The organism is Pseudomonas fluorescens Q2-87, assembly GCF_000281895.1.
In the GTDB taxonomy this organism is placed as follows: Bacteria; Pseudomonadota; Gammaproteobacteria; order Pseudomonadales; family Pseudomonadaceae; genus Aquipseudomonas; species Aquipseudomonas fluorescens_S.
On the sequence record NZ_CM001558.1, the window covers coordinates 751,076 to 767,279 of the forward strand.

General features: G+C 58.1%; 12 protein-coding genes and 1 other RNA gene. 4 read left to right on the top strand and 9 right to left on the bottom strand.

Annotation, left to right across the window (positions count from 1 at the left end; translation table 11 throughout):
- Window positions 1-46: 46 nt before the first annotated feature.
- Entirely contained in the window at window positions 47-1,573 is a 1,527-nt protein-coding gene (gene tnpC, locus PFLQ2_RS24170; RefSeq protein WP_003177796.1) for an IS66 family transposase, read from the top strand.
- Here tnpC and PFLQ2_RS24165 read toward each other — a convergent pair.
- On the bottom strand, window positions 1,536-1,859 hold the full coding sequence (locus PFLQ2_RS24165) for a hypothetical protein (RefSeq protein ID WP_003177798.1): 324 nt from the start codon (window positions 1,857-1,859) through the stop codon (window positions 1,536-1,538). The genes tnpC and PFLQ2_RS24165 overlap by 38 nt on opposite strands.
- Window positions 1,860-2,381: 522 nt before the next feature.
- On the opposite strand from PFLQ2_RS24165, the gene PFLQ2_RS24160 reads away from it, so the two are divergent.
- The 3 genes from PFLQ2_RS24160 to PFLQ2_RS24150 all read left to right on the top strand — a co-directional run bounded on the left by PFLQ2_RS24160 (window position 2,382) and on the right by PFLQ2_RS24150 (window position 5,556).
- Entirely contained in the window at window positions 2,382-3,230 is an 849-nt protein-coding gene (locus PFLQ2_RS24160; protein ID WP_003177800.1) for an NYN domain-containing protein, read from the top strand.
- Window positions 3,231-3,299: 69 nt separating this feature from the next.
- The gene (locus tag PFLQ2_RS24155; RefSeq protein WP_088021810.1) at window positions 3,300-4,781 is read left to right on the top strand and encodes a hypothetical protein; all 1,482 of its coding nucleotides are present in this window, start codon (window positions 3,300-3,302) and stop codon (window positions 4,779-4,781) included.
- Window positions 4,782-4,935: 154 nt separating this feature from the next.
- Entirely contained in the window at window positions 4,936-5,556 is a 621-nt protein-coding gene (locus tag PFLQ2_RS24150) for a LysE family translocator (protein WP_003177806.1), read from the top strand.
- 26 nt (window positions 5,557-5,582) lie between these two features.
- On the opposite strand, the gene PFLQ2_RS24145 is transcribed toward PFLQ2_RS24150, so the two are convergent.
- From PFLQ2_RS24145 to PFLQ2_RS24115, 8 genes are all read right to left on the bottom strand, one after another.
- Entirely contained in the window at window positions 5,583-6,464 is an 882-nt protein-coding gene (locus PFLQ2_RS24145; RefSeq protein WP_003177809.1) for a LysR family transcriptional regulator, read from the bottom strand.
- A gap of 440 nt (window positions 6,465-6,904) precedes the next feature.
- Window positions 6,905-9,079 (bottom strand): TonB-dependent siderophore receptor, encoded by a 2,175-nt coding sequence (locus PFLQ2_RS24140; RefSeq protein WP_003177811.1) that lies wholly within the window; start codon window positions 9,077-9,079, stop codon window positions 6,905-6,907.
- Between the two features lie 430 nt (window positions 9,080-9,509).
- Window positions 9,510-9,906: a transfer-messenger RNA gene (gene ssrA, locus PFLQ2_RS28555) on the bottom strand.
- Window positions 9,907-9,999: 93 nt separating this feature from the next.
- Window positions 10,000-10,293 (bottom strand): hypothetical protein, encoded by a 294-nt coding sequence (locus tag PFLQ2_RS24135; RefSeq protein ID WP_003177813.1) that lies wholly within the window; start codon window positions 10,291-10,293, stop codon window positions 10,000-10,002.
- A 123-nt stretch (window positions 10,294-10,416) separates the two neighbouring features.
- Window positions 10,417-13,227 (bottom strand): FAD-binding and (Fe-S)-binding domain-containing protein, encoded by a 2,811-nt coding sequence (locus PFLQ2_RS24130; RefSeq protein WP_003177814.1) that lies wholly within the window; start codon window positions 13,225-13,227, stop codon window positions 10,417-10,419.
- Window positions 13,224-13,895: a LutC/YkgG family protein gene (locus tag PFLQ2_RS24125; RefSeq protein WP_003177816.1), complete on the bottom strand. Its 672-nt coding sequence runs from the start codon at window positions 13,893-13,895 to the stop codon at window positions 13,224-13,226. Before PFLQ2_RS24125 ends, PFLQ2_RS24130 begins: the two co-directional genes overlap by 4 nt.
- Window positions 13,892-15,349, bottom strand: coding sequence for a LutB/LldF family L-lactate oxidation iron-sulfur protein (locus PFLQ2_RS24120; protein WP_003177818.1), 1,458 nt, complete (start codon window positions 15,347-15,349; stop codon window positions 13,892-13,894). Before PFLQ2_RS24120 ends, PFLQ2_RS24125 begins: the two co-directional genes overlap by 4 nt.
- Complete coding sequence (locus PFLQ2_RS24115; RefSeq protein ID WP_003177819.1) at window positions 15,346-16,170, bottom strand: (Fe-S)-binding protein; 825 nt, start codon at window positions 16,168-16,170, stop codon at window positions 15,346-15,348. The genes PFLQ2_RS24120 and PFLQ2_RS24115 overlap by 4 nt, the downstream gene beginning before the upstream one ends.
- Window positions 16,171-16,204 lie beyond the last annotated feature (34 nt).

Sequence of the window (16,204 nt, forward strand, 5' to 3'; positions counted from 1 at the left end):
CATCAGTCTGTCGCAGCCATGTGCCCTCTCTGGCAAAATCGGCGGTATGACTTCGCATCCGAATCTCGATCAATTAAACCCTGAAGAACTGCGAGCCTTGGCGGCGCAGTTGATCCAGCGCGTCGAGACGATGGACAAGCAAATTACTCATCACAAGTCGGTCAACGAGAAGCTGGCCCACGAGATCGCGCTGCTCAAACGCTTCAAGTTTGCCAAGCGCAGCGAGCAGCTAAGTCCGGATCAAGCCAGCTTGCTCGACGACTTGATCGACACCGATATCGCCGCCATCGAAGCTGAGCTTGAAGCACTGCAACCCGTGTCTGTCGAAGCCAAAATGCGCCAGCAGCCCAAGCGCGCTGCGCTGCCACCGCAGTTCCCTCGCACTCTGATCCATCACGAACCGGAAAACAGCCACTGCCAATGCGGCTGCGCCCTCAAGCGTATCGGCGAAGATGCCAGCGAAAAGCTCGACTACACACCGGGCGTTTTCACGGTCGAGCGCCATATCCGTGGAAAATGGGCCTGCGAGCAGTGCGAAACACTGATCCAGGCGCCGGTACCGGCGCACGTCATCGACAAAGGCATCCCGACGGCGGGCCTGCTGGCCCACGTCATGGTGGCCAAGTTTGCCGACCATCTGCCGCTGTATCGGCAGGAGAAAATCTTCGGCCGCGCCGGACTGCCTATTGCTCGCTCGACCTTGGCGCAATGGGTGGGCAACTGCGGCGTGCAATTACAGCCGCTGGTTGATGCGCTGCGCGAAGCCGTGCTGACGCACGGCGTCGTCCACGCCGACGAGACGCCGGTACAAATGCTGATGCCTGGCGCTAAGAAAACTCACCGCGCTTATGTCTGGGCCTATGCCACCAGCCAGTTCTGCGATCTGGCAGCAGTCGTTTATGACTTCAGTCCGAGCCGTGCTGGCGAACATGCCCGAGCCTTCCTTGGCCACTGGAACGGCAAGCTAGTCTGCGACGACTTCGCTGGCTACAAGGCAGGCTTTGAACTGGGCGTCACGGAGATCGGCTGCATGGCCCATGCACGCCGCAAGTTCTTCGACTTGCACGCGACCAACAAAAGCCAGATCGCCGAAAAAGCGCTGCACTACATCGGGGCCTTGTACGAAGTAGAACGAGAAGTCCGCGAGCTGGAACCGGGTGTCCGACAGCGAATACGGCAGGAAAAAGCAGCGCCTATTATCGACGCACTTCATACCTGGATGATCGCCCAGAGGCAGCTTGTGCCTGAGGGATCGGCCATCGCCAAGGCATTGGATTACAGCCTCAAACGCTGGATAGCGCTAACGCGTTATCTCGATGACGGTGCTGTACCCATCGATAATAACTGGTGCGAGAATCAAATTCGGCCGTGGGCTCTTGGTCGCTCGAACTGGCTGTTCGCGGGCTCGTTACGCAGTGGTAAACGTGCCGCAGCGATCATGAGTTTGATCCAGTCGGCGCGGCTCAACGGGCATGATCCGTATGCGTATTTGAAGGATGTTCTTACACGCCTGCCGACGCAGCGGGCGAGTGAGATTACCGAGCTGTTGCCGCACAGGTGGGTGCCCGTTTAATCACGCAAGGTGTGTTGGGCGGACGCTTACCCCGCAACCGCCTCCCAATCACATCCATCACGTCACACCCATCGCGCAACGATATTGTCAGCATTTTGCAAAGGTCGGAGAGCACCAGCGTGTCGGAGCTGATTTCCGAGCGGAACGCGATGTTCTCCAGCAGCTGGGTTACGGTGCGAATACGGTAATCGGCGGTTTCGAAGAGGACGTCGAGCGGGGCTTCGGTGTCGATGAGCAGAGTGGCGGGGATGCAGTCGATGCCGGTGATGGGCATGTATCTATTCATGAGTTTTCGCCTCGTTAGTAAGTAAAGAGCTACCCACTGTTCGTCGCCAAACGAAAAGGTGGCAGCTGTACGCAGGTTGGCGAACCGGAACGAGGCACCGGCAGACCCGGAGATCTCCCGCGCACAACTGCCATTGCGGCGGCAGTATCGCGGATGCGGGAGCGCCTGCAAACAAGCAATCGCTCTCGCACCTCGTTGCCGGGTCGCCAAACCCGAGTCGCCATTAGGGCGACGACGGAATATAGGCCGCCCTGCTTGAGAGCTACAAGACGTCACTTTCCGAGCTTCATGTAGGATTTTTTGGTCTGTCGGTGGTTGTATTTCGCCACGTTGGTTTTCGGCGAGCAAAGGAGCCAGAGCAGCCACTCCAAGCTCGTTCCCGAAACACTCAGGAGAGCCATTTGACCTTGACATAGGCGGCATAGGCGAATAGATTTTCGCCCAGCAGCTCAGTACAGCGCGCAGGCAATTGTTAGAACCTGCCCAGCAGTCCTGAGCTTTTTTTTGCCCAAGGAAAAGCCAGTGAAGCGAACCGCCGTTCTCATCGATGGAGGATTTTTCTTCCAGAGGGTTATGTTTTTCGGCCGTAAGTACTTCAGCAAGGAACTGCTGATATCCGCCGACCACCTATCCCAAATCATAAAAAAGTTAGTGAAGCTTCACATTGAAGACGAGCGCTCAGCGAGCCGCGAGCTGTATCGAATTTACTACTATGACTGCCCACCTCCCTCCAATCAGGTTCGATTACCAATAATTCCTGACGGTCACAAATCTGCTGGCCATATGGATTTCAAAGCTCATCCTCCCTATAGATTGCGAAGAGATCTCCACGATCAGCTTCGATCGAGCCGAAAAACGGCGCTTCGACTGGGCGAACTGGCCAAAAGCGGTGACTGGCAACTGAATTCCCATTCCCTTAGGGCCCTGTTGCGTGGTGAGAAGGTTTGGGCAGACCTCACGAATGATGATTTCCATTACAAGGTCGAACAAAAGACTGTCGATACCAAGTTGGGCATGGACATCACGACTCTTGCCCTTGAAAAGCTCGCCGATGTCATTGTTTTAATCGCCGGTGATTCGGATTTTGTGCCTGCTGCGAAATTGGCGAGAATGAAGGGAATCGATTTCGTACTTGATCCGATGTGGGCCAACACGACTGGGAGCTTAAGTGAGCACGTGGATGGGCTTCGATCCTTCGACATCGTTCGTCTCATTAGGGATGTCACCGGCCAACCTGTTACGACTCGGCCCGACTGGTGGGATGCTCGGACGAAGAGTGCAGCGCAGCTGTATGAGAATGTTGAGATTGCCGTTGCTGGTGATCTGGAACCTGATCCTGGACTGATATCTCAAATCGGTGCGCATCAGTAAGCAGCAGGCATGAACTTCATTTCGCAGCAGACCCTGCGCTCGCCCACTTCGGACTCATAGACCGTGCCCATCCCCATCCCCACCCGCAACGCGCTAATCACCCAACTCGCCACCCACCCCGATGACATCACCACACGTGCCGCGCTTTACCGCGATCTACTCGACGCCGCTGAGGTTTCATTGGACGGTATCCGCGTCGCGGCAGGGCTGGGCGATCCGGCGGCCAATGTCGTGATTGCTCAGTTGAATGCCACGGCACACGTCAATCGCCCCGGGCCGTTGCTGGCGCAGCTTGGCAACCTGCCGGTTGATCATGTGGCGTTGAATAACGCCGAGCCTGCGTGGTGCGATGCCTTGGCTGGGTTGCCTTTGCGCACGCTGGTGCTCAACAGCCCGCGATTCAGCTGCGATCAAAGCCTATGGCAGCGCTTGCCAGACCTTGCCCTCGAAGGCCTGGAAATCAGCGGATTCTCCCGCGACGATAACGCGGCCAGCCTTCCTTTCATCGAACGGCTGCGCCGGCTGAAGTTAAGCACTTACGGCGAAGACTTCGACGATAACTTCTTCGAGCAACTCGGCAATAGCGCGCTGGAGGAATTGTCGTTGGACCGTTGTGATGACGTGACCGACGCAGGCCTTGTCGGGCTTTCAAAACTCAAGTTGCGATCACTCACCTTGGAACGTGTGGGCGAGTTGACTTCACGTGGAATGGCGCAGTTATGCAGTCACCCACTTGAGCAACTGTCCCTCGGTTGGAGTGGCGCGATCCTGAAGGACCCTTCATGGCTTTGCGGTCTGACAGCTTTGCGTTCCCTGAGCCTGGATTATTGTTACGCAACGGACGCCACGCTGAATGCCATTTCCGGTTTGCCCATCGAACGGCTTTCGCTGCAGTCCTCTTATGTTTGCGAAGACGATCTTGAAGTACTGGTAGGCATGCCGCTCGCCGATCTGGATCTCAAGGCGTCACACCAGATAATCGAGCGGCTCGATGTGCTGCACGAGTTTCCACTAAAGCGTCTTGGGCTCTCTGATGTGCAAGGCATCAATGCAGATACGTTGAAGGATCTGCGCGGTTTGGAATTGGAATCCCTGGACCTGTCATTGAACGACGTCACTTGGAAAGAGTTGAAGCAACTCGCCGGCCTGCCACTGAAACGGCTGAAACTCAGCTTTTGTCGCGGCGTCGATGGCAAGGTTTTGCGCAAGCTTGTCGAGTTGGGTTTGCCATTGGAGCAGCTTGAAATCAGCGGCCTGGATCTGCGTGATGCGGACTTGGCTTGCCTGCGAAACTTGCCGCTGCAACGCCTCGGTTTGTATGACAGCCCTTGGCTCACCGACGCGGGAGTGGCCCATCTCGCCCGGATGCCGTTGCGTGACCTGACGATTGCGGCGGATCCCGGAACGTCGCGGATTACCTCAGGCGCCGTAGCGGTTTTAGAGCAACTGCCGCTGCGCACATTGGCGCTGTTCAATTGCACTGCCATCAATGCTGAAGGCTGGGATCGCCTGGCCAGGTTGCCGGCTCGCGTAATGGGCCCGGGTATCTGATTCCTTGTCAGCGTCGGCGAAGGTCTCAATAAGAGCGGCAGAACGGTTTCCCACATTTATGGGATATCGCTTTGCGCTCTTCGCTATAACCTTATAAGCCTCTGCGAATTAGACTTGAGGGAGTGCAGTCCGCGCGGCGATCAAGGAAAACAACGTGCAAGAAGTACTCAGCATTAACTGGCTGCTTTGGCTCTCGACCATGGTACCGCTGACCCTCAGTGCGGGCCCTGGCAACTTGATGGTCGCCACTTCCGGCGCACAGAGCGGCGTGCGCCGTTCGGTGCGGTTTATCGTCGGGCTGGACATCACTTACTTTCTGCTCGCGGTGCTGGTCGGGCTCGGGCTTTATCACACGTTGATGAACAGCCCCAAGTTGGTTTGGGTGCTGCAAGTGGTGGGCAGTTTCTACATCTTGTGGCTGGGTGTGCGCCTGCTGCGACGTCCCTTGAAAGCGCCCGGTGAAAAAGCCATGCACTTGCAATTTCGAGACGGCATCGTCGTGCAGCTGAGCAACGTGCAAGGAATCGTGATGCTGCTGGTGATGTTCTCCACCTTCACACCTTCTGGCGAGACGAGCAGCAGTGTCGTGTTGATCTTGAGCGCGGCGCTGATCTCGCTGAATTTTTTCTCTCACGTCATCTGGGTGTCCATGGGGTCGAGCGTGCAGAAGCTGATCCGGGCGCGACCAAGATTATTGGTACTTCAAAATGCGGTGTTTGGGCTGATGTTGATCGCGGTAGCGGTCTGGATATTCCTGCGGACTGGTCCGCTTTAAAGGAGCAACAGCCAGGACGCCGAACGCTATTGCATGTCTGCCGTTTTGTCGTGGAACAGCTGCGTCAGGTAATCCACCACTCGGTCGACGCGGCCCACACCTTGGGTCGCTTGATTGCGCAGCAGCCAGATATGGGAACGGTGTTGGGAACTGTCGGCCAGCACCTGACGCAGGCCCGACTGGTGTGCAACGTAGGCCGGTAGCGCGGCAATGCCAAGATTGGCTTCCACGGCCTTGAGTTGGGCGTTGAGGTTGGATACGCGGATCCACAGCTTCTGATCGTCGCTCAGTTCGCTCAGCCACTGCGCCAGCGGCATGTAAGACATTTCCTCGGTCCAGCCAATCAAGTGATGGTGCTTCAAGTCGGCGGGCTCCGCCGGCAGGCTATTGGAAGCGGCATAACCTTCGGAGCAGAACAGGCCCTGCACCAATGTCCCGACCCGGCGCATGGTGAAGTTGCCGTTATCGGGCCTGCGCAGTCGGATAATGATGTCGCTGTGGCTTTGGGTCAGTTTCGACGACACCGCCGAGTTGATGAAGTCGAAACTGATCTCGGGGTATAGCTCATGAAACTGGGCCAGCCCGGGGATGATCAGGTGCGTGCCCATCAACTCCGGGCAATCGATGCGCACCTGCCCGGCCATTCGATCGCTTGGCTGCGACATCTGCCGCTCGATGAGTTTGAAGCGCTCTTCGGTTTCCATCGCCAGCGGTAGTAATGCCCTGCCAGCTTCGGTCAGGAAATACCCATTGGTCTTTTTCAAGAACAACACGGTGCTGAGCGAGTCCTCGAGTGCGGCAATCTTGCGCGACACCGTCGAGGCCGAAACCTTGAGCGAGTTACCGGCCTCGGTCACGTTGTTCGACTTGGCGACGACGATGAAAACCTTCAGATCATCCCAGTTCACTTAAATGTCATACCCAAGAATGGAAAATCGATCCTCATCTATTTCTATTCGAAATGATCAGAGGCCAGTTTAAGGTTTTTCGCATGGTGCAACACCGTAGAGGATATAGGGGATGATACGTAACCCGATGCGCTCCCTTCCAGTTCATGCAGCCGTTCTTGAGTTGGCTGATAGCCAGGTTTCCTGTCGATCCCTTATTGCCTTCAACCCGATAACAAACGGGGCGCCGGCACGGTGGTGACTGCGCAAAATTATTACCACGGGTTCGAGGGCGAGCGGGTGGAGAACGCGTTTTCATTCCTGGCGGCGTTGCGGCAGAACATCCGGACCTATGATGGGGGGCGTTACCCCCGGGATGTCGTAGAGGGTGTCGTCGGACACTGGCGCGCGGACACAGGTTTTTGGGGTGGCGCAGGGCTGCATCCCTGCGCCTGGTCAATCTAGAAGCTGTACTTGGCGGTCATCATCAGGTTGCGTGGGGTGCCATAAGCGTCGCCGCCGTAGCTGATGGAATTGGCGACGGATGAGTAGTACTTGCGGTCGAAGATGTTATTGGCATTGAGCTGCAGGTCCAGATGCTGGTTGACCCGGTATCCGGCCATCAAGTCTGTGACCGCATAGGCGCCTTGCTTGAGCCGGTAGTTACTACCATCGAGCAACGCGACGTCGTTGTAGATGCGGCTCTGCCAGGAGACGTTGCCGCCGACGCGCAGTTTTTCCAGCGGGCCTTGGAATTGGTAGCGGGTGGTCAGCTTGAACAGGTGCTCTGGCGTGTCGGTGTCGAAGCGCTGATTCACCTTCTGCGGATTGGCGCTGTCCTTGATGGTATGCACGCGAGCGTAGGTATAGCCGCCACCGACCTGCCAATTTTCGGTCAATGCGCCTTGCAATTCGAAATCGACACCCTGGCTGCGAAGCTCGCCGGAGGCCTCGTAGCAAGAGGCCTGTGGACAGTTCGGCACGAACACTTGCACGGCGCGATTTTCCTGGTCGACGCGGAACAGGGCCATGCTCGCATTCAGCGCACCGTCAAAATATTCACCCTTGATGCCGACCTCGTAGTTCTTGCCGACGATCGGCTTGACCGGTGTGCCGGAGGTGTCCTTGGAACTCTGTGGCGTGAAGATGTCGCTGTAGCTGACATAGACTGAATGGTGGTCGTCCAGGTCGTATATCAAGCCTGCGTAACGGGTAACGTTTCGAGTGACCTTGTAATCCCCTTCGCCATCCCGATTGTCGTAGTCGTACCAGTCCAGCCGCCCGCCAAGAATCAGCTTCAGTGGATCGGCCAAGCTCAGGCGGGTGGTTGCGTACAGGCCATCCTGGGTCGTGACTTCGCGGCCATTATCCGTGTGGACGAAGTCCGGTTTGCCGGCGTTGATCGGCCAGTTCATGTCATACGGAGAATAGTTGTGAGTGGTCATGTCATAGATGCGCTTGCTGGCGCCCACCACCAGTTCGTGGGTACGTCCGAACGCTTCGAAGGGGCCATTGGCGAAAGCGTCCAGGCCGGCCTGGTTTTCATCATGGGCGGACTGGTAGACAGTCCGAGCCAGTGTGTTATTGACCCAGCGTGACTGGTACGAGCCAGAGAACAACGCGTTCTGCTCAGCGTAGTTGGCATTGAACTGAAGACTCCATTCATTGGCCAGGCGATGGCGGACTTCGGCGAAAAGCGTGTTGATCTCCTGATCCTTGTTCTCCCAATCGGTGCCAGGGTTGTACGACCGCGGCAAGTCCAGGTGATGGCCATCCTGGCCGATCATCGACGAGCCCCAGAAGTAATTGGTTTTGTCCTTTTGGTGCGAAAAGCCGAGGGTCAGGGTGGTGTCTTCGCTCAGGTCTGCTTCGGTGATTGCATAGAATAAGCCGTGATCCTCCTCGACATCGTCGATGAAACTGTTGGCATCGCGGTAAGACGCGACGACCCGACCACGCAGGTTGCCGCTGTCATTGAGCGGGCTGGACGCATCGATCTCGCCACGGTAATCGTCCCAACTGCCGGCGGCGCCTGTCAGCGTGACTCGCTGCTCGGCGAGCGGCCGCTTGCGTACCATGTTGATGGCCGCCGAAGGATTGCCTGCACCGGTCACCAGGCCGGTGGCGCCGCGCACGACCTCGACTCGGTCGAACATCGCAAGGTTCGGCTGAGCCCCGACGTTGACGCCGTCGTAGCCGCTCGGTATGCCGTCGTACATGAGGTTATCAATCTCGAAACCGCGCGCCGAGTACGTCTGCCGACCGGGGCCGCTTGAAAAGTCGAGGAACAACCCAGGGGTGAACTTCACCACGTCGTTGATGCTAGTCATGGCCTGGTCATCCATGCGCTGACGCGTAATGACAGTGGTGGCTTGTGGCGTTTCACGCATCGTCAGCGGCAGCTTGGTCGCCGTCGACATGATGCCCGTGGTGTAGGAGTCGGAGCCTTCCGTGATGCTGCCCAGCGGGCCGCTGGAAATTTCGGTCGCACCCAGCTCCAGGGTGGCGGGCTTGGATTTTTCCTGAGCAGCGCTGCTGTCATCGGCAAGGGCCGGTGAAAGGGCTGCCATGCAAATGGCCATGGCTAACAGATCACGTGACGCGTTGAAATAACACAGGGGTGTGGCGCGCGACATTGAAGGCTCCTGAGGCTCTAATGATAAGCAAGGTGTTGTTGAGAATTATTAGTGATTGTCGCAGGGTTTTCCGCTGTGCAAAAGCGTGATGCGTTAGAGGAGTGTTGAGTTTGGGGAGGGGGCTTCGGTTATGGCGCCGGGATGATTTGTTCGGGCATGAAAAAGGCACTGGCGAGATTCGCTAAGTGCCTGGTTTGTGGTGCTGGAATAGGCCCGTCGCCATTTGTGAGAACGTATTCCTTGTCTTTCGGTTTGAGCGCACATGAGATGTGCTCCCAAGATCAGCCTCGGGTAGCCGGGGATGCCATCTGCAATACCAAACAGCCCTGGGGCACAAAAAACTGGAAAGCCCCTTGCAGCGCTGAAACACCGAATGTACTGAATTTCAGGCACAAAAAAAGACGTCCGTGGACGTCTTTAGATGATGAAATGGTGGAGCCGGGGGGATTTGAACCCCCGTCCGCCAGTACTCCGCTGTCGGTACTACATGCGTAGCCGTGTCTATTAAGTTAACCCTCAGCGACCCGACGGGCAGGGTGCTTTGGGCGAGTTGTGTAGGTTTTAGCCGCTTCGTCCACAACGTACTGCACGGCGATTCCGTTCTATATGACAATCACTTTGGGTTTACGGACATCCCCTCGTGATTGCTGGACCCGAAGGTACCAGAAGCTCAGGCGTTAAGGCTGCTTACGCAGCGATAGCGTAGTCCTGGCCGTAGGTTTCGTCATTGGCAACTATAGAAGTTGCAACAGTGGATTTACGAGTTCTGTTACCAACTCGGCATGCACCTAGAGTTTCGCAACCGGCGTCGAATCCTAAACGGCCCCGAACCTGACGCTTCGTAAAGCTGTGAAGCGGCAGGCATTCGCAGTGTACGCCAATTCGCGTCTGAGGCCAACCCGAAGGCTGGCCTCAACCTGCTATGAGTTCTTGCCGTCTTTGCTGACCTTCCGGATTTCCTGGATGGTCTGGGTGGTTTCGGAAATGCATTTTTCGGTGCCTTCCTTGGTGTTCAAAGCCTGATGGGCCTTGGCTTGCTGGACGCTCGCCTCGACGCGCGCTTGCAGTTCCGGGGAGCCCTGGATCTGGGTCTTGGCGTTCTCAATGGTTTTCAGGTTGGTATCGCAGAGATCACTCGAGCCGCCGGCAGCGAACGAGGACGACGCCAGCATCGAGGCAGTGACAAACAGACCTAACAGTACAGAGCGTTTCATGTGTCTCTCCTTGACCCAAGGGCCGCATTTGCTGGCCATCAGGACGGCTACCTATTGAGGAAGCCCTGCATTTGCAGGACCTGCTCAATGGACTGCGGTCGTTCGCCAGGGTTCTATTTTTCTTCAGGTTGCCCTGGCCTGGGTCACTCGATCCACCAGGTAGACCAGCCCGTGGTAGTCGATTGCGCCGTGTTGCGTAAGACCAATCTCGCAGGTGCGGCTGGTGGAAATCCCTTCGCTGCAATGCTGGACCGCGTCCTTCAAGGTGCGCAGCGAATGGGCGTTCAATTGCGGCGTGGTGAAGCCTTTGTCGCCAGCAAAACCACAGCATTGGATGCCTTCTGGGATGACCACGTTTTTGCTGCATTTGCGCGCCAGATCGATCAACGCCTGGCTTTCGCCAAGGTGCTGCGTGCTACACGTAACGTGAACGGCGATGGGCGCCTCCTGTGGGATGAAATCGAGACGGTCCATCAAATGGGTGCGGATGAAACGCACTGGGTCGTACAGGTCCAGACGCACATCGCCCAGGTCCTGGACCAATCGCAACGTGCAGGGGCTGGTGTCGCAATAGATCGGATCAAGTCCGCCGCGACTGGCGTGCAACAGGGCGCCGATCAGTTCCTGGCGTTTGTGCTCGGCTTGTTCGACATAGCCTTTGGACGCAAAAGGCTGGCCGCAGCAAAGGCTGTCGACATTATCGGGAAAGACTACTTGGTAGCCGGCTTTTTCCAGCAGCCGTTGAGTCTTTTCGTACAGAGACATCTGCTCCTTATCCCCTGCTGCCGGGCCCATGACTCGCGATACGCAGGCCGCCAGGTACACCACTCTCGGACGCTCGTCCGACAAGGCGGGGCTGAAGCGGATGGCCTTTTCCGGCTGGGGCATGGCGTTGCTCCATTGCGGTACCTGGCCCTTGGACAGCCGCGTCAATGAGGCCGAAAGTTTTGCCAGGCGAGGCGCCCCTAGCAGCATTCGCGCACCGTTGGCGACGTGAAGGGCGAAGCGTGCGCCTTGCAGCGTGGTGGCGAAATTTCCTTCGATCCAGTTGGCGGTTTTCGTCTTCGTTGCCTCACGGCTGCGAAGCTTTTTCATCAGCTCGCCGGTATTGATGCCCACCGGACAACGTTGCGCGCACAGGCCCGTCGCGGCGCAGGTATCGATGCCTTGGTATTGGTAGGCGTGTTCCAGTTCCGAAGTATCGATGCCGGCGCGCTTTTTCGCCTGGATGTCCCGCCATATCACGATGCGCTGGCGTGGGCTCAACGTCAGGTCTTTAGACGGACACACCGGCTCGCAGAAACCACATTCGATGCACTTATCCACAATCTCATCGGCGGCCGGCAACGGCTTGAGGTGCTTGAGGTGGATCTGCGAATCCTCGCTGAGCACCACGTCCGGGTTGAGGATGCCGTTGGGATCGAGCAGGCGCTTGAGTTGCCACATCAATTGATAGGCATCGCTGCCCCATTCCAGCTCGACGAACGGCGCCATGTTGCGTCCGGTGCCGTGTTCGGCTTTCAACGAGCCGCCGAATTCCACTGCCACCAATTGCGCGACGTCCTCCATGAACGCCTGGTAGCGTGCGATTTCTTCGGGGTTGTTGAAGCCTTGGGTGAAGACGAAGTGCAGATTGCCTTCCAGTGCGTGTCCGAAAAGGATCGCTTCGTCGTAGTGATGTTTGTCGAACAGTTCGATCAGGCGATTCACCCCGATGGCCAGTTGTTCCACCGGGAAGGTCACATCTTCGATGATCACCGTGGTTCCGGTTTTGCGCACCGCGCCCACCGCCGGGAAGGTGTCTTTGCGGATGGCCCAGAGGCGGGCGTTCTCCCGTGGGTCTTCAGTGAAGTCGACCTGTTTTTCCACCGGGAAGCCCGCCAGCGAAGCCATGATCAGGCTCAGTTGTTCTTGGAGCAGCGACGAAGAAGCGGCGCGGGATTCGATCAGCAGGGCGCAGGCATTTGTCGACAGGTGCTGTACGAAATCCGGCATGCCCGGCTTGTCCTGTACCGAACGCAGGCTGCGACGGTCCAGCAGTTCCACGGCCGACACCGGTTGGTTTTTCAGCACAGTGACCGCGTTGCAGCAGGTTTCCACGTCCGGGAAGACGATCAGTGCCGACGCCTTGTTGGGATGGTCGATAACCGTGTTGTAGGTCACCGCACTGATGAAGCCGAGAGTGCCTTCGGAGCCCACCAGCAGATGACTCAAGATATCCACAGGCTCGTCGAAATCCACCAGGGCATTGAGTGACAGGCCGGTGGTATTTTTCAGACGGTATTTGTGCCGGATTCGCGCAGCCAGTTCGGTGTTGGCGCGGGTTTCGCGGCCCAGTGTCGCCAGGCGTTCCAGCAGTTCGTCATGGCTTGTACGAAAAGCCGCCACGCTGGCGTCGTCTTCGGTATCGAGACGTGTGCCGTCCGCCAGTACCAGACGCATGCCGGCCAAGGTGTGGTAAGTGTTCTGCGCCGTGCCGCAGCACATGCCGCTGGCGTTGTTGGCGACGATACCGCCAATCTTGCAGGCATTGATTGAGGCTGGATCAGGACCGATCTTGCGCCCGAACGGTGCCAGCCAAGCGTTGGCCTGGGCGCCGATTACGCCGGGTTGCAAACGAATCTGCGCGCCTTGCCCGCGGACTTCGCGGCCGTTCCAATTATCCCCCAGCACAATCAGCACCGAGTCGCTGATGGCTTGCCCAGACAAACTGGTGCCGGCGGCGCGGAAGGTGACGGGCACCTGGTCGCGCTGGGCGAGCTGTAACAATGCGACCACTTCATCTTCTGTTTCGACCCGTACCACCAGCTTCGGAATCAGCCGATAGAAACTGGCGTCGGTGCCGAAGGCCAAGGTTGACAACGGATCGTCGAAACGGCGTTTTTGTGGGATGAGCTGTTGTACGTCGCGTAGGAAAGAGGCCGGAAGGGTCATTGGTCCTCCAGGATCAAAACCACCAGATCTTTCGGGCCGTGGGCGCCGTAGGCCAGGACTTGCTCGATGTCGGCAGTCTTCGACGGGCCCGACACCAGCAGGGCGTTGGTGGGCATGCCTTGGGCCCATTCGAATTCCTGTTGCACTTCATAGAAATTGTCGCGGATCTCGCTGGCCTTGAGCAGGGCGAAATGCACCGGCGGCACGAGGCTCATCAATCGCGGTTCTTCCCGCGTCGGCCAGAGAATCAGGCTACCGGTCGCGGCGATGGCGCCAAGGGTGCCGGTCAGGCTGGCGGGCGTGTCGTTGAACAGTTCGGCTTTCCATTCTTCCACGGGGCGGTTGTAGGCCTTGAGGGCCGGCAGGTCCGGATTGTTCGCCCAGAACTGTGTGATTTTTTGCCCATGTGGCGTGGTCGGAGCGATAAGCAGGCTGGGCAGTTGCCGGTCGCGCAACAGCTGAGCCAGCAGCGCCGGCCAATCTTCGCCGGACGTCAGATGGATCTCCGTGTGTACCGCTTCCATCAGCTTGCGCAGCTGCGGGATACGTTCTTCGGGTGCGTAGCGGTAGGTCTGTGTCACCAGTTCGACATCGAAATTATCGGCAACGGGCGTGGCGCCCGTCAGACTTTTGCGCAGCTTGGCTAGGATATTTTCCTTGGCACTCATCGACGGTCTCCCTGCTGGTTCAGGTGTTCGCGGGCCAGGTCATGCAATGAGCGGGCAGCGGGTTTTGGAGCGCTGTGGTTCTGGGTCCATGGCCCGACATTACTCGGTGTCAGGGCGCGCAGGCGCGTGGCAAGGAAACCGAACAACCGGTACAGGCGCGGCGAGCTGTTGAGCCAGGCCCAGCCATTCCAGATGAAGCGCTCCTTGGGCGAGTACTTGCTGCCCTGACCGCGCATCACGGGATGAGCGCTGTCCGGCGCCTTGACGTTTTCTTCTCGCAGCCGTCGCAGCAAGGCCGGAATCGGGATTTTCACCGGGCACACTTCACCGCAAGCGCCGCACAACGAAGATGCACTCGGGTGGTCCGGCACCTTGGCCAGGCCGACCATGTGCGGCGTGATGATTTTTCCGATAGGCCCCGGGTACACCTCGCCGTAGGCGTGGCCACCGATTCGGGTATAGACCGGGCAGTGATTCATACAAGCGCCGCAGCGGATGCAGTTCAATGTCTGGCGCAGTTCACTGTCGGCAAACGCCTGGCTGCGACCGTTGTCCAGCAGCACCAGGTGGACTTCCTGGGGGCCGTCCAATTCATCGGCCTTGCGCGGACCGGAGATCATGTTGACGTAGGTGGTGATCGGCTGACCGAGGGCGGAGCGTGTGAGCAAGGAGAGCAGCGGCACGACATCGCGCAGGTTCTCCACGACTTTTTCGATGCCAGTCACGGCGATGTGGACTGGCGGCACGGTGGTGGACATCCGCCCGTTGCCTTCGTTTTCCACCAGCAGCAGCGTGCCGGTCTCGGCGACGGCGAAGTTGACGCCCGAGACGCCGATGTCGGCCTCGAAGAATTTCTGCCGCAACACCTTGCGACCGATCTGAATGAGTTGGTCAACGTCCTTGGTGTACTCCACGCCGAGTTTGTCGTGGAACAAGGACGCGACCTGACCGGCATTCTTGTGGATCGCCGGCATAATGATGTGGGAAGGCTTCTCGTGGTCGAGCTGGACGATGTACTCCCCCATGTCGGACTCAAGACATTCAATGTCCCGGGCCTCGAGGAAATGGTTCATCTCCATCTCTTCGCTGACCATCGATTTGCCCTTGATCACTTGCCGCGCCTCGTGAGCACGGATGATCGAGAGGACGATGCCATTGGCTTCGTCCACCGTCTCCGCCCAATGCACATTCACACCGTTGCGGGTCAGGTTGGTTTCAAGTTGCTCGAGCAGGTCGGGCAACTTGGATAACGCACGGGCGCGGACAGCATTGCCCAGCACTCGCAGGTGTTCCCTTTCGTGGGCATCGCTGAAGGACGTTGCCCGCTTGGTCATCAGTGAATCCATCGCATTGCGAAAGTTGTTTCGCAGTTGCGTGTCGCCCAGTGCCTTGTGGGCTCGGGCGCGAAAATCTTCTTGCACTTCAACCGTCGGAATCAGCGTCGGCGTACTCATGCGACACCTCCGGTACGCTGCCAGAGAAAGCTCGCCAGATGCTGACCGCGCAGCGCCTCCCGTTGTTTTTCCAGTGCGCCGTTGATGTTCATCAAGCAGCCGCAATCAGCACTGACGACCTGATGGGCGCCGGATTCCTTCAATGCCCGGGTCTTGTCGGCCACCATCGCGCCGGAAATGTCCGGCATGCGAACACTGAACGTCCCACCAAAACCACAGCATTCACTTTCATGGCTGTGTTCGACTCGCTCCACATTCTGCAACTGCGCCAACAAGGCACGGCCATGCAGGTGGGTGTTCATTTCACGCCGTGCCGAGCAGGACGTGTGCAGCGCAACCTTCACCGGCGCGCCACTGTCGTTGAGCTGGACCTTGCAGACAAACAGCAGGAACTCCGCCAGTTCGTAGGTCCGCGCAGCCAAGGCCTGGACCTGCTTGAGCGTATCGGGCTCGTCCTTGAACAGGTCGGCGTAATGCTCGCGCAGCATGCCGGCACAGGAGCCCGAGGGCACCACCACCGGATAGTCATTGGCAAACAAGGCCAGTTGCGCCCGGGCCACCGTCCGCGCCTGCTCGGTATAACCGGAGGTATAAGCCGGTTGGCCGCAGCAACTTTGCCCTTGCGGGTACTCCACCCGAATCCCTTCGCGCTCCAGCAAGTGAATCGCATCCATACCGGCTTCGGGATAGAACAGGTCCACCACGCACGTTCCGAACAGGTAGACCCGTTGCGGTTTTTCGCTGGGGTACTGCCGGGGCTCGGGCAATGGCGGGGCGACACGGGTCGCATTCGGCACAGCGTTGTAGAAAAGCTCGCTCATCAGGCGTGTCTCCGGGTGGTCCCGGTTATCCGTC

Coding starts and splice junctions, on each gene's coding strand:
- tnpC (WP_003177796.1), top strand. CDS start 47: ATGACTTCGCATCCGAATCTCGATCAATTAAACCCTGAAGAACTGCGA.
- PFLQ2_RS24165 (WP_003177798.1), bottom strand. CDS start 1,859: ATGAATAGATACATGCCCATCACCGGCATCGACTGCATCCCCGCCACT.
- PFLQ2_RS24140 (WP_003177811.1), bottom strand. CDS start 9,079: ATGTCGCGCGCCACACCCCTGTGTTATTTCAACGCGTCACGTGATCTG.
- PFLQ2_RS24135 (WP_003177813.1), bottom strand. CDS start 10,293: ATGAAACGCTCTGTACTGTTAGGTCTGTTTGTCACTGCCTCGATGCTG.
- PFLQ2_RS24130 (WP_003177814.1), bottom strand. CDS start 13,227: ATGACCCTTCCGGCCTCTTTCCTACGCGACGTACAACAGCTCATCCCA.
- PFLQ2_RS24125 (WP_003177816.1), bottom strand. CDS start 13,895: ATGAGTGCCAAGGAAAATATCCTAGCCAAGCTGCGCAAAAGTCTGACG.
- PFLQ2_RS24120 (WP_003177818.1), bottom strand. CDS start 15,349: ATGAGTACGCCGACGCTGATTCCGACGGTTGAAGTGCAAGAAGATTTT.
- PFLQ2_RS24115 (WP_003177819.1), bottom strand. CDS start 16,170: ATGAGCGAGCTTTTCTACAACGCTGTGCCGAATGCGACCCGTGTCGCC.